Source organism: Rhizobium sp. SRDI943 (assembly GCF_057653695.1).
This window is the reverse complement of the sequence record NZ_JBYGKN010000002.1, coordinates 1,276,799-1,290,192: the sequence shown is the minus strand read 5'-3', so window position 1 is coordinate 1,290,192 and position 13,394 is coordinate 1,276,799. Positions and strand designations below refer to the sequence as shown.

Genomic DNA, 13,394 nt, shown 5'->3' with positions numbered 1-13,394 from the left:
TCAAACCCCAACGCTGAGGATGCAAGCCCAGAGTCTCTGAGAGGTAGCTTGAGCCTCCTCGAAATCCCTGGTCCGACCCAAACATCTACATCCCAAGCCCCAAGGACTTGCCCCGCTTCAGCGACCGCTTCAACTCCATCTGCCGGGTGAGCTCCGCACGATGACTACGATCGGCAAGGCGAGCAACCTGGCGGATACGCTCGACGTCACCATCCCGATCCGGTCCCACTCGCTTCAGCTGATCCGCGAGATCTGAGGGATCGGCGCGACCGAAGCGCGTTTCGATCGCAGTCACGATGTCCTTTGCCTCGGCAAGCGCTCGACGGCCCTCCGGTGTCCCGGCCAGTCGTTCGACGAACTTTGCCTTGTCGCTATAGGGGAGATCGTCGAGCTGGCGCAGCAGCGCCTCACTCCGGCGGCTCGGCCCCAGAACCTCGACCCCGTCCTGCTTTTCCCGCTTCCAGCGCTCCGAGCCGCATTCAGCCGCAAGGCGACGCTGCCAGGTGTTGGCGGATTGGCGAACATGTGAAGCCAGCGCATCGATCCGCGAAAGCGCTTGTTTGCGTTCGGCGTTGTCTCCGAACAGGCCGGTCTTGCCGGCGAGCGCGCCGATCGTCTCGGGCAAAGTGCTGAGTTGACTGGCAAGCGCGACCGGATCTGCATTCTCATCCAGGATGCGGCCGCGCAACACGTCCATGGCCGCTGGCGCGTCTTTGAACACCTGCGGCGCGAGCTGCTTTGCCGCGGCCCAATCTCGGTCGAATGCCGGCATTGCCCTTGACCGTCCAACCTCTTCGACGCTCATCGCATAAGTCTTCACGGCCGCAACGAGGACGCGGCGTTCATCGTCACGTTCATCGCCAGTGGGATCCTGGTGCGAAGAGCCGCCATCGGCGATGCTGCGGGCCGCGAGCGGTGTCGGCGGCCGTGGTTCTTGCATTGGCTTGGGAACCGTCGTGTCCGCGATGCGCTCCGCCTCCTTGGTGATTACCGCAGGTGCGACCTCGCTCTCGCCCTGCCCCCGGCGATCCTCCATGCCGCGCCGATTGGCAAAGTCATGGGTATAGTCAAGCGTCGTCTCCTTGACGCCTGAGCGGCTCAGTGTCTCTGTCAGGGATCGCACAGTCTTGAACGCATCGAGGCTGGCATAGAGCTGCACCTCCTCGCGATGACGGGTCATCGCCACGTAGGTCAGATGCCGGTCCATCGTCGTCGACGCCAGGACAAAACTCCGGTCGACGGTAGCGCCTTGCGTCTTGTGGATCGTCGTCGCGTAGCCGTGGTCAAAGGATTGGTAACGATTGACCGGTACGGTCACCTGGCGTTGCCCATCTTGCGTCTGCGCCTTGCCGTCAAGCCGAACCTGTATTGCGTCCGGTTGGACGGCGATCACCTCGCCCAACATGCCATTCTTGACGCCGAGATCACGATCGTTCTCCAGGAAGACGATGCGATCGCCGCGCGCAAAGGATCGCTTCCCATTGCTGGTCTGGTAGGTGAGTTCCTCACCACGATCATCCGAGGTGCCGGTGCTTCTTGAGAGCTCACCGCGCTCCTGCAACCGAGAGCGAATGCCGGCATTGATGGCACGGACGTCGTCACGCCGATGGGCCATGGCAATGCGCGTGTCGTTGGGATTGGCCGATCGGTCAGCGACGTAATCGGCAATGATCGCCTTCAGCACGTCGTCGCGGTTTGCTTTCAGCTGGATGTTGCCATGTGCTTGGTAGGCAGCAAGCCCGTCGGCAGTCCGGTGAGATGCGAAGTCGATCGAAGCCTGCTTTTGCCAATCGGTTCTTTGCCGGCGCACTTCCGACAATTGCGCATGGCCGACGGCTTCGGCAATCGCCCGAAACGGCGCGCCCGCTCCGATCGCCTGAAGCTGTTCATGATCGCCGACCAGGACGAGCTTGGCGCCGGCCCGTCTGACCTCGTCGACGAAGCGGGCGAGCTGCCGGCTTCCGACCATGCCGCCCTCGTCGATGACGAACACGTCACGAGCATTCAGCCGACCCCGATCAGCCTGCCAGCTGTATTCCCACGACGCCAATGTGCGGCTGGCGATCCCCGACGATTGCTCCAGGCCTTCCGCGGCCTTGCCGGCCAACGCCGCGCCATGAACGCGATAGCCCTGCGCTTCCCAGGCCTGGCGGGCAGCTGCCAGCATCGTGCTCTTGCCGGCACCGGCAAAACCGATCACCACGGCGATCTGAGCTGGCCCTGTGACATGCTCGATCGCCTGGCGCTGTTCCGCCGACAGCCCCTGCCCCGGTGAAGGATTTCCCGCCTGGATCGATCTGTCCTGTTCGGCGATCGCAGCATCGACATTGCGCTTCGCCACACCGTGGTTTTGGCGCGTCTTCATCGCAACAGTGGCTGTTGCCATCGCACCTTCGATCGCCACCATCTCGACCGTCGAATAACGTGCCTCTCCATCACGGCCGCGAACGGTTGAACTGTCGGGTCTGAGCTCGACAAGTGCCTTCGACGCCATGACCGATGCAAAGGCGTTCTGGAAGGTCTGCGCATCGTCATTGATAGTGCGATGCAGGGCCCTGGCAATGTCATAGCGGTTGAAGACGCTTTTCTCGTTGGTGATCAGCTTCAAGATCTCTTCAGGGCGCCGGCGAATGGTCTCGGCATTGCGCTCGGCCGATTGCGGTGAGATGCGGACGCGTGAGACTTCGCCACCCTGCCGATTGATCTGAGTGGCATGCACACCGACATGTTCGCTCGGCTCGATCGTGATCCCGGCCTCCAGATGCGAGCGGTTGTCGATACGGATATCGAGGCCGGCCCTCTCAAGGTGCGTGTTGGCAAGATGCTCCCACGCCTGTCTGAGATCCTTCAGCTGCAGCTGCGATGGCGGCAGGTGATTGGCGAGAAGCCATCTGTTTTCCCGCTCGAGCAGCGTCTTGTCGCCAAGACCGGTTTCCCTCACCTCACGCGTCGTCATCATCAGATGCGCGTGGCTGTTGCGGATATCGCTTCCCTCACCCGGCCGATGGATCGCGAAGTCGACGGCGGCGCCATAACGATTGGCCAGATCCTCGGCAAAGGCCCGCGTCAGCACCAGGCGTTGATCCGGCGTCAATTCGTGTGGGAGCGCGATTTCGAATTCCCGTGCAATACGGGCGTCGCTGCGTTTCTCGGCACGCTCGGCAGCATTCCACAAGGCCGATCGCTTCATCGCCCAATAGGAGGAAGACCCAGTCGGCAAGACGATCTCGGCATGCTCGACACCTTTCCTGTTGCTAAAATCATGGGTCAGCCCATCACGCTCGTTCGTCAGCCGCTCGGCCGCACGATAGGCGGCGGACGCGACAGCGCTGCGGCCAGCGCTGCGGGCGATCGGCTTCATGCTGAGATGATAGATCGCCATCGCTTGTCCCCTTTGTTAGCGGGCTGCCGGCCCGCGCTTTGAGTTGCCCGGCAACTCGTAAGTGCGCCCTTGTGCCTTCGTCGCTTCGCGCCTTCGGGCACTGGTGGGAGCACGCGGCAATCTCCCGATGACCTCGTAAGCCGTTCAGCCCGTCGCTTCCACGCGCAGATTTGCGAGTAGCCGACATGCACCCATCGCTGCAGCATCTGCGCATGCGATCGTGTGCGGTCATTTGTCCTGGTGCCGTGGGTTCAATCGCTCATCGACGAGAAGGGAGACAACGACAGTGGCACGTAAATCCATCGGCGAACGGCTGGCGCAGCTCGAGGCCCAGCGAAAGACGTTGCAGATCCGTCTCGGCCAACAGGAACGCGCCATCGATACGCGCCGCAAGGTGTTGATCGGCGCACTTGTGCTGCATCGGCTGGAGAATGATCGCGATGTGCAGATCGGCGGAGGACTGGCAGCCTGGCTCAGATCGGAACTGCCAAAGTTCCTCACCCGCGATGGCGATCGGGACCTGTTCGACGATCTGCTGAAGCCGCAGGCAAATGAGCCGTCGCTCGGCAATATCGGCAGTGGGAGTGCGGCATCATGATCCTTGCCATCAAGATCAAGATTGCCTTGGCAAACATGATGCGCATGGCGGCCCGTGATCCGCTCTGGGCGATCGTCGCGTTCATCACGTTTCCGCTGCGATATGCCAAGTCGGTTGTCATGGGTGCATTTGGCTATTTGCTTGTCGTGTTCACCGTCTACTTCGGGATCGACTACCTCAGACGCGTGATCCTCGGGGGCCACAGAGGTGACGTCATCTGGCATATCGGCGATTGGGTGGTGATGGCCTTTGCCGTCGCGCTGCTCATTCGACTGTTGTCGACCCCGTTGATCACGCATTTTGGCACTGCGAGCGACGCCGACACGCACGGCACGGCTCGGTTCGCAGGTACACGAGAGATCGCGCCGCTGACAAAGGCAGAAGGCGGATTGCTGATCGGCCGCGCGCCGGGTTCGGCTCGCTTGCTGCGATATGACGGGCCTGCTCATCTTCTGACCATGGCGCCGACGCGCAGCGGCAAGGGTGTCGGCACCATCATCCCGAACCTTCTGACCGCCGACCGCTCGATCATCTGCATCGATCCGAAAGGCGAGAACGCGATCATCGCCGGTGATGCGCGAGAGAAGTTCGGGCCGGTTCATATCCTCGATCCGTTCGGCATCACCGGCAGACCAACGGCAGCCTTCAATCCGATGGACGGTTTTAATCCTGCCGGCATCGATGTTGCCGAAGACGTCTCCACCTTGGCCGACGCGCTGGTGTTCGACGAACCTGGTCTTTCAGGTGACGCCCATTGGAACGAGGAAGCCAAGGCGCTGATCGCTGGATTGCTTCTTCATATCGTTGCCAGCGCGCCAAACGACCAGCGCAATCTCTCGGCGCTCCGGCGCGATCTGACGATGGCGCCGGCGGCATTCCAGAATCTGCTTCATGAGATGCAGGGGACTGGTGCGATCAACGGACTGATTGCCCGGGCTGCCAATCGGCATCTTGGCAAGTCGGATCGCGAAGCTAGCGGTGTGCTGTCGGCAGCCCAGCGACATACGCACTTTCTCGACAGTCCGCGCATGACCGAGGTGCTGTCACGGTCGGATTTTCGGTTCGGTGACCTCAAGGCAGACAAGGCGACCGTGTTCCTGGTCTTGCCGCCAGACAGGCTTGCGGCCTACTCGCGTTGGCTGCGTTTGCTGGTGGCCCAGAGCCTGACCGAGATGGCGCGAACGCCACCCTCGCCGCAACCATCTGCGCCACCTGTTCTCTATCTGCTCGACGAGTTCGCCGCCCTTGGTCATCTGGCACCGATCGAACGGGCCATGGGACTGATGGCAGGTTACGGTGTGCAACTCTGGCCGATCGTCCAGGACATTCATCAACTGCGCGCCACCTATGGCCAGCGCGCCGGCACGTTTCTGTCCAACGCCGGCGTGCTGCAGGTGTTCGGCGTCAACGATCACGACAGCGCCCGTCTGGTATCCGATCTGCTTGGCCAGGAGACGGTCGTCTTCAACACGGCGGCACGCGCGCTCGATTCGGAAAAGACCGGCCTCTCCTTTGCCGAGCAGCATGTCGGTCGCCCTCTGCTGACGCCCGACGAAGTGCGCAACATGCATGCCGAAACCGAGCTGCTGTTCATCGCCGGTCAGCGGCCGATCGTTGCGACGAAGTTGCGCTATTATGCCGATCCGGAATTTGCCGGATTGTTTGCCAAGCACGAGAGATAAGGCAGGACAGATAAGCCAGGAGAGAAAAGGCAGGAGCGATGAACCAGGCGGTCCCATCACCCCGATGAATCGATCGGGCCTAACCGATTCACAAATGTCGTTGGACGCCGCCGCCTGGTCTTTGCGATTCTGCCGGCATGACAGTTCAGCCCTATCGTCTCTACATCGAACGCATCGATCCATCGAAGAACATGGCTCGCTTTTATGCGCTGTCGATCGAGCCGAACCTCTTCGGCGAGACCTCGCTGGTGCGCAGCTGGGGACGCATCGGCAGTCGCGGGCAGCAGAAGATCCATGTCTTCGACAGCGAGGCAAAAGCCGTCGATCTCCTGCTCAGCCTTTTGCGCAGGAAGCGGTCGCGAGGCTATCGGGTCCTGCAGTGATCGGCGTCCGCGTCTCTCATGCCTGAGCGAAAGAGGAGACAGTTGAGAGGAGGAAGAGACGGCTTACGCCGCCTCCTCCTCGTCGATTTCCGGCTGCAAGGAATGCAGATAGTCGACGGCGCGCTGCGCATGTGCTGCCGCCGAGAAGATGGCACGCTTGTCGTTGGCCAGAACCTTCAGCCAGCCATCGAGATAGCTGGCGTGGTCGGGGCGTGGTTCGAGCTCGGGAACGATGCCGAGATCGGCGCAGAGAAACGCGCTGCCGAGTTCGGCAATCAGCTCTTCGCGGGCGCGATCGCTCCTGTCTTTGGCGTAGCGGCTGAGATCGCGATCCAGCCGTCGCGGTGCGGCGGTCCAGTGCGTGATCTCGTGGCTGAGGACGGCGACATAGGAAGCATCGTCCCTGAAGGCATCCAGGCATGGCATCTGGATGTAATCACGCTGAGCGGCATAATAGGCAGCCGATCCTCCGTGGCGGATCAGCGCGCCGGTATTGGCAAAGAAGCGGCCGGCATCGCCGATCCGGCTTATCGGATCCTGGAGAGGTGCGATCTCATCAAAGCGGCCGTTAAGACCGGCGATCTGATCGGCGTTGAACACCGTGTAGGCCTTGAGGAATGGAACATCCTGTTCGATCTCGCTGCCCGTGTCTGTCGCCTCGGTGCGGATGAACGAACTGGCAAAGACCACGGTCGTGCCGGTTTCGCCCTTGCGCACCGCGCCGCCGAGTTCGATTGCCTGGCGGAACGTCATCCAGCGTGATGAGGCAAAGCCGCGGGCGATGGCTTGCGACCACAGCAGCAGGACGTTGATCCCGGAATAGGGTTGGCCGTTGTGGCGCAGTGGCCGGCTGACCTCACTTGCCGCATGTCCCGTCGTCCAGGGTTTGGTCCATGGCCGCACGCCCCGTTCGAGATCGGCGATGATCGTGTTGGTGATGCGGCTGTGGATATCGGTTCGTTGGTTGGATTGCTGCCTGCTCATGTCTAAACCTCCGTTTCGAGGTCGCGGCCATCGCGACCTGCTACGGCGGTCCGAAAGCCGGGCTGCAAGCGCTGCCTGCACCCGCGGGGCCGCAACGCAGTGGAGGACGGCAAAGCCGTTGCCGGCGGCGCGAGCCTGGCAGGACCAAAAGCCGGGGCAGGACGCGATGGTCGAAGTCTAGGTGGGGGGTTTTGACAGAGGCAGACGTGGCAAATCCGCGAGGGGATCACATCGCTCGCCTCACAGCTGACCGAAGCGCAGATCGTTTACCTGCTCGGCCGTGCCAGTGAGCGGGCGATATCGACAATGTCGTCACGCGAGGCGGTTGGATCTTCTTTATTCCAGGCGACACCGAGCCCGATCCTGAAGTCGATGCCTCTGACCGCCTTCAGCTCGAAGGCCCGGTTCGGCAGGCCCTCGGTCCATTCCGGCGCAAAGCCGATGCCAAGGCCGGCAGAAACCAGCGACACCAGCGAATAGGTGTCGTCGCAGCTATAAGCGATGTTGCGGGTCAGATCGTATTCCTCGAACTTCTCGTTGAAGTACCGCTCGGTGTAGGACAGGTTCTTGCGGTTGAAGGCGATGATCCTTTCCGAACGTAGATCGTCGATGGAAATCTCCGCCCGCTCCGCCAGTGGGTTGCTCCTCGCCACCGCCAGCAGATATCGTTCATGGGCGATCGAGGAGAAGCGCAACGAGCCGATGTTTTCCACCGGCCTGATGAAGCCGAGATTGATCTGGCCGTTCTCCAGGCCGCGGATGATGTCGCCAGTGTTGCCGCTTGATATATGAATACAGATATCCGGGTACTTGCGGGCGATCTTTCCAAGGAACGCCGGCAGCACGCCGGTGGTCGCCGGATAGACGGTGCCGATCCTGATCTGCCTTATCGTCTTGCCGGCCACCGCCCTGGTGATCTCGGCACTCAGATCGACCTCGCTGAGGATCCCGACGCAGCGCTCGTGGAAGATCTCCCCTGCCCGCGTCAGTTCCACCCGCCGGGTCGAGCGGATGAACAGCGCACAGCCGAGTTCGCGCTCCAGCGCCTGCACATGGTTGGAGAGCGCTGGCTGGGCGATGCGGACCTTGGCCGCCGCCCGGCCGAAATGCAGTTCCTCGGCCACCGCGACGAAGTAGGAGAGCTGGCGTAGTTCCATGCAGATTTTCTTTCGATCTTCGCGCCGTAACCCAGGCAAGAATATCGTTTTTCGTATAGAATAGCCAGTTATTTAATTCTCATCGTAATGATCAGGTGGGCAGATGACGCCCCGTGATCTGCTAGCTTGGAATGTGAAGAAACTTCGAGTTAAACGCGGGCTGTCTCAAGAGCGCCTAGCGCTCGAAGCAGGATTAGAGCGGGTCTCGATTTCTCAAATCGAGCGGAAGCGGGTGAACCTCGGAATTGATTCTCTCGGAAAGATCGCGAGCGTCCTCGGATGCGACATTCTTGAACTGTTCGTCAAACCGGCGATGGGCGAGCAACAACCGCAGAATTTACGGCGTGGCCGCCGCTCGCTTTAAAATCCAGTGGCGCGGCAGATGCTATCCTTTAGCTCCCCAGATTCAAATTTGAGCGTCTTGAGAAACGAACCGGCGACCTTCACCCTACCCTGTGCGACCGCCATCCTATGCTGCTCCCACGCCTAGTTTTTGAGGTGTAAGCAGATTTATGGAACTGCCACGAAACGTCTATCGATTCTGGCCCGACAACGAGGACGGCATCGTCATGCCATTCCATGCTGTCGAAGATCCGAGCGTTCTTTATTCAGTTTTGAACTGATCGGGTTTCCGTAACCTTCTTCAGGTTTGCGGGTGCATCCGGATTGTGACCTCGCGAACGTGACCAGGCTTCGACGAACACGTAAAATGGCAGAATCAGCACCAGTGCATCGGTGATTGCGTGGCCGGTCTCGACGAAGGGGAGCGGCTTTGCCTTTGTCCCAAGTGTCGACGTGATGTGGACGAAAGCGCCTTTGGCAACCAGTTCGTCAGCCACGGCTGCTATGGAACCCTCCGCAGCATCGCGAGCAGCAAGCGCCAGTATCGGGAAACGCGTGCCGACGATTGCGAGCGGTCCGTGCAGGACTTCGGCCGCGGAAAAGGCTTCGGCATGAATCCCGGTCGTTTCCTTGAACTTCAATGCCGCTTCGTTGGCGATCGCCAACCCCGGGCCGCGACCCAGCACGTAGATGGATTCGGCTTCATCGGCGTCGGCGGCAAATTCCCGCCAATCAAGTTTCGCAGCGGCGGCAAAGTGCCTCGGTAAATCCGCCACCGCCCGCTTAAGCGCAGAATCCCCGGTCCACTCAGCCAGCACCGCAAGGCCTGCGACGACGGAGTTCACATAAGACTTGGTGGCGGCGACCGCATTTTCCGGACCGGCTAGAATGTTGAGGGAATGTTTGCAGGCGTTCGCAAGCGGTGAGGGGAGCGTGTTCGTCAGAGCGATCGATGTGGCGCCCGCGCGCGTGGCTGTTTCCGCCAGGGCGACAATGTCGGGGCTTTTTCCAGATTGCGAGATCGCGATGGCTGCGCCGCGACCAAGTTTGAGCTCGGTGCCGGTGCCGGTGGCGAAGTTGCCGCGCTGCTACGACAAGGTTGAGAACTACACCGACCTGCCGGAAATCTTTGTGAAGCAGATCGAGCACTTCTTTTCGCACTACAAAGATCTGGAGCCCGGCAAGTGGGTGAAGATAGCCAGCTGGCAGGACGTCAATGTCGCAAAGAAGATGATTAGCGATGCGGTCGGCCGCTACAATTCGCAAACGTAATCGCCAATCGAAAGAGCCAAATAAGGTGGCGCCCAGTCTTTGCGCGGCCTTGGACCGGAGGCAACCTCATTATGGTTCCATAAGATAGATTATGCCACTTTTACAATTATAGATTGCATCAATTAACTACCTCACTCCAGTTTCCTGGGAAACTCCGCCGGGGGCGCCCTGAGATCCGGCTTTCAAATATCGTTTGGTGATCGCAGTTCATAGAGCACGTGACGGCGCAACGGATGCCCCTCGGCCAGATTGGGATGATCGAATTCACCGATCCGGTTCATCCCTAGCCGTCTCATCAAACCCCAGGAATTGCTGTTTGCGGGCACCGTGAAGCTGACGATGCGGTCAAGCTTCAGCTCGTTGAATGCAAAGTCGAGAGACCGTTCCGCGGCCTCGCGCGCATAGCCGGCGCCGTGCCGAGACGCTGAAAGCCGCCAACCGATTTCGACTGCCGGGGCAAATGGCAAAGCAGGTGAAACCTTAGCGAGGCCGCACATGCCGATCAACGCGCCGCTTGCCTTTTCCTCCAGCGCCCAGAACCCCCAGCCATGATCCTCGAAGTGAAGGTCGATGCGGTCGAGCATCGCATTCGACTGTTCGTCGGTCAGAGGGTTGAGATATCGGACGACGTCGGGCTCGGCATTGATCGCAGCGAAGGGCTTGCGATCCTGTTGTTGCCAGGGTCTCAAAATCAGGCGTTCAGTTTCGAGCTGCATCGTCTCTCACCATTAGCTCCTACCAGAGCGTCATGTGACGGTTGACGTCCTTGTAGAGCAGGTAGCGGAACCGGCCGGGGCCACCGGCGTAACATGCCTGCGGGCAGAAGGAGCGCAGCCACATGAAGTCGCCGGCCTCGACCTCGACCCAATCCTGGTTCAGCCGATAAACGGCTTTGCCCTCCAGCACATAGAGACCATGCTCCATGACATGGGTTTCCATGAAGGGGATCACGGCGCCCGGCTCCAGAGTCACGATATTCACGTGCATGTCGTAGCGGACATCGGCCGGATCGATGAACCGGGTCGTCCCCCAGCGTCCATCGGTATCGGGCATTGCCGAGATTGGGTGCTGGTCCTCATGCGTGACAATCGCCGGCGGCGGCTCCAGCCCCTCGACCTCCTGAAATGCCTTTCGAATCCAGTGGAATTTTGCCGCAGTCGAGCCGCCGTTTTTCAGGCGCCAGACGGAACCCGCCGGAATATAGGCGAAGGAACCGGCGCGAAGCGCATGGCTGACGCCTTCGAGTTCCACTGTCATCTCGCCTTCGACGACGAACAGGACCGCTTCCGCCCGCTTGTCGGGCTCTGGCCGGTCGCTTCCGCCGCCCGGCTGAATTTCCATGACATATTGCGAGAAGGTCTCGGAGAAGCCGGAGAGCGGCCGGGAGAGAACCCATGCCCGTGTCCCCGTCCAATGCGGAAGGACGCTGGTGACAATATCCGTCATGACGCTGCGTGGGATAACCGCATAGGCTGTGGTGAAGACGGCCTTGCTGGAAAGCAGCTCGGTTTGCGGCGGCAATCCGCCGAGTTTGGAATAATAATCTCTGTTCATCGGTCCAGGCTTCGCGGCATTTGGTTATGCATCTGCTTTATGCGCCGTTTGCACGTTAGGCAACTCCCAATGGGCCGAGCGGAGCCAACTGACGGACTGCATAATTCCTGAAATCGGACCAGGCCTCAGGATAAACTAGACAGCAATTCAGGATGTTACAGCGCGATCTTCAGGCGTCACGAAAAGACGGGCGCGTTATGGCTTACCGATCGGCCATGACCAGATGGCCCGGCCCGACTTCGCGATAAGACGTGCTCGCGGGCTGATAATCGACCGGGCGCATCGGGCTCTTGATCTCGTCATTCGCCACCATCCGCTTTTCGTGGCGACGGTCCGGATCCGGCACGGGCACTGCCGCAATGAGTTTCTTCGTATAGGGATGTTGCGGATTTTCGAAGACCGCGGCCCGCGGGCCGATCTCGACGATCTCGCCGAGATACATCACCGCCACCCGGTGGCTGACGCGCTCGACCACCGCCATATCGTGCGAGATGAACAGGAAGGCAAGGTTGAGGCTCTGCTGCAGGTCGAGCATCAGGTTGATGACTTGCGCCTTGATCGAGACGTCGAGCGCCGAGACGCTTTCGTCGGCGACGATGACCTTCGGCTGCAAGGCAAGCGCGCGCGCAATGCAGATGCGCTGGCGCTGGCCGCCGGAAAATTCATGCGGGTAGCGCGCTGCCATATCCGCCGACAGACCGACCTTCACCAGCAGATCGGCGACGACGTCTTTTGCCTGTTTCGAATTGCCCATCCTGTGTTCGAGATAGGGTTCGGCGATCGCAGCACCGACCGTCATGCGCGGATTGAGGCTGGCAAAGGGATCCTGGAAGATCATCTGCACGGATTTGCGCATCTCGCGCAGATCCTTCCTGTCGAGGCCGAGCACCTCCCTGCCCTCGACGAGAACGGAACCGGCCTGCGGCTCAATGAGCCGCATGATGGCGCGGCCGGTCGTCGATTTGCCGCAGCCGGATTCGCCGACGAGCGACAGCGTCTCGCCGGCATGAAGGTCGAAGGAAACGTTTTCCACTGCGTGCACCCGGCTGGTCAGCCGGCCGAACAGACCGGAATGAATATCGAAACGCTTGGTGAGGTTCTTCACCTGCAGGACCGGCGTCGCTGCCACCGTATCGGTGACCTCGACGGGAATGTCGGATTCACCCGTTGCGGTGTTGACCACGGGAAAGCGCAGCGGCCTTTGCCTGCCCTGCATCGAGCCGAGCACCGGCACGGCGGATAGTAGCGCTCTGGTATAGGGATGTTTGCCGCGGTGGAAGATATCGGCGGTGGCGCCGCTTTCCACCTGTTCGCCGCGATACATCACCACCGTCCTGTCGGCGATCTCGGCGACGACACCCATGTCATGGGTGATGAACAGAACGGAGGTTCCCTCCTCGTCCTGCAGCATCTTGATGAGATCGAGGATCTGGCCCTGGATGGTGACGTCGAGCGCCGTCGTCGGCTCGTCGGCGATCAGCAGTTTCGGCCGGCTGGCGAGCGCCATGGCGATCATCACCCGCTGGCGCATGCCGCCGGAAAAACGGTGCGGATATTCGCCGAAGCGCGAGGCGGCCGAGGGGATGCGGACCTTTTCCAAGAGCCGGATCGTCTCCGCCTTCGCATCGGTTTTGCTCATGTCGGAATGGCAGAGCAGCGCTTCGGAAATCTGGTCGCCGATGGTGAAGAGCGGATTGAGCGATGTCATCGGCTCCTGGAAGATCATCGCCACCTCGTTGCCGCGAACCTGCCGCATGGCATTTTCCGGCAAGGCCAGAAGGTCGCGTCCGCCGAGCATGACGCGGCCCTCGACACGGCTCGTATCCGCCTGCAGCAGCCGCATGATCGAGAGCGAGGTGACGCTCTTGCCCGAGCCGGATTCGCCGACAATCGCCACCGTTTCCGCTGGCGCCACCGTGAAAGACACATCGCGCACGACCGGTTTCCAGACGCCGTCCACCATGAAGGATGTCGTCAGACCTTCGACGGAAAGAACGTCGGTCGTCGTCTGGATCGGTTGGGTTTGGGCACTTGCCATGG

General features: G+C 60.8%; 10 protein-coding genes and 2 pseudogenes. 5 read left to right on the top strand and 7 right to left on the bottom strand.

The annotated features are described in order from the left end of the window. Positions 1 to 85: 85 nt before the first annotated feature. Positions 86 to 3,382 carry a Ti-type conjugative transfer relaxase TraA gene (gene traA / locus AC245Y_RS30295; protein WP_017996415.1) on the bottom strand — a complete coding sequence of 1,099 codons (3,297 nt, stop codon included), beginning with the start codon at positions 3,380 to 3,382 and terminating at the stop codon, positions 86 to 88. A gap of 286 nt (positions 3,383 to 3,668) precedes the next feature. Between traA and AC245Y_RS30290 the strand changes: the two genes are divergently transcribed. The 3 genes from AC245Y_RS30290 to AC245Y_RS30280 all read left to right on the top strand — a co-directional run bounded on the left by AC245Y_RS30290 (position 3,669) and on the right by AC245Y_RS30280 (position 6,045). Further along, complete coding sequence (locus tag AC245Y_RS30290; protein ID WP_017996416.1) at positions 3,669 to 3,980, top strand: hypothetical protein; 312 nt, start codon at positions 3,669 to 3,671, stop codon at positions 3,978 to 3,980. Continuing rightward, positions 3,977 to 5,662 carry a type IV secretory system conjugative DNA transfer family protein gene (locus AC245Y_RS30285; protein WP_017996417.1) on the top strand — a complete coding sequence of 562 codons (1,686 nt, stop codon included), beginning with the start codon at positions 3,977 to 3,979 and terminating at the stop codon, positions 5,660 to 5,662. Before AC245Y_RS30290 ends, AC245Y_RS30285 begins: the two co-directional genes overlap by 4 nt. A 137-nt stretch (positions 5,663 to 5,799) precedes the next feature. Continuing rightward, positions 5,800 to 6,045 carry a WGR domain-containing protein gene (locus tag AC245Y_RS30280; protein WP_017996418.1) on the top strand — a complete coding sequence of 82 codons (246 nt, stop codon included), beginning with the start codon at positions 5,800 to 5,802 and terminating at the stop codon, positions 6,043 to 6,045. Between the two features lie 63 nt (positions 6,046 to 6,108). Here AC245Y_RS30280 and AC245Y_RS30275 read toward each other — a convergent pair whose 3' ends face one another. Together AC245Y_RS30275 and AC245Y_RS30270 are read right to left on the bottom strand one after the other, a co-directional pair. Next, the gene (locus tag AC245Y_RS30275) at positions 6,109 to 7,029 is read right to left on the bottom strand and encodes an ArdC family protein (RefSeq protein WP_017996419.1); all 921 of its coding nucleotides are present in this window, start codon (positions 7,027 to 7,029) and stop codon (positions 6,109 to 6,111) included. Positions 7,030 to 7,295: 266 nt separating this feature from the next. Continuing rightward, positions 7,296 to 8,186, bottom strand: coding sequence for a LysR family transcriptional regulator (locus AC245Y_RS30270; protein WP_017996420.1), 891 nt, complete (start codon positions 8,184 to 8,186; stop codon positions 7,296 to 7,298). A 103-nt stretch (positions 8,187 to 8,289) separates the two neighbouring features. Between AC245Y_RS30270 and AC245Y_RS30265 the strand changes: the two genes are divergently transcribed. Next, complete coding sequence (locus AC245Y_RS30265; RefSeq protein ID WP_017996421.1) at positions 8,290 to 8,550, top strand: helix-turn-helix domain-containing protein; 261 nt, start codon at positions 8,290 to 8,292, stop codon at positions 8,548 to 8,550. A gap of 244 nt (positions 8,551 to 8,794) precedes the next feature. Here the strand turns inward: AC245Y_RS30265 and AC245Y_RS30260 are convergent. Next, positions 8,795 to 9,586 (bottom strand): annotated as a pseudogene (locus tag AC245Y_RS30260) (SIS domain-containing protein); the annotation flags it as partial. Between the two features lie 4 nt (positions 9,587 to 9,590). Here AC245Y_RS30260 and AC245Y_RS30255 point away from each other — a divergent pair. Then, positions 9,591 to 9,800: pseudogene (locus AC245Y_RS30255) on the top strand (inorganic diphosphatase); the annotation flags it as partial. Positions 9,801 to 9,982: 182 nt separating this feature from the next. On the opposite strand, the gene AC245Y_RS30250 reads toward AC245Y_RS30255, so the two are convergent. The 3 genes from AC245Y_RS30250 to AC245Y_RS30240 all read right to left on the bottom strand — a co-directional run bounded on the left by AC245Y_RS30250 (position 9,983) and on the right by AC245Y_RS30240 (position 13,392). Beyond that, the gene (locus AC245Y_RS30250) at positions 9,983 to 10,516 is read right to left on the bottom strand and encodes a GNAT family N-acetyltransferase (RefSeq protein WP_012763226.1); all 534 of its coding nucleotides are present in this window, start codon (positions 10,514 to 10,516) and stop codon (positions 9,983 to 9,985) included. Positions 10,517 to 10,535: 19 nt separating this feature from the next. Continuing rightward, positions 10,536 to 11,354 (bottom strand): bifunctional allantoicase/(S)-ureidoglycine aminohydrolase, encoded by an 819-nt coding sequence (locus AC245Y_RS30245; RefSeq protein WP_017996426.1) that lies wholly within the window; start codon positions 11,352 to 11,354, stop codon positions 10,536 to 10,538. Between the two features lie 202 nt (positions 11,355 to 11,556). Further along, positions 11,557 to 13,392 (bottom strand): ABC transporter ATP-binding protein, encoded by a 1,836-nt coding sequence (locus tag AC245Y_RS30240; RefSeq protein ID WP_017996427.1) that lies wholly within the window; start codon positions 13,390 to 13,392, stop codon positions 11,557 to 11,559. Positions 13,393 to 13,394: the final 2 nt, after the last annotated feature.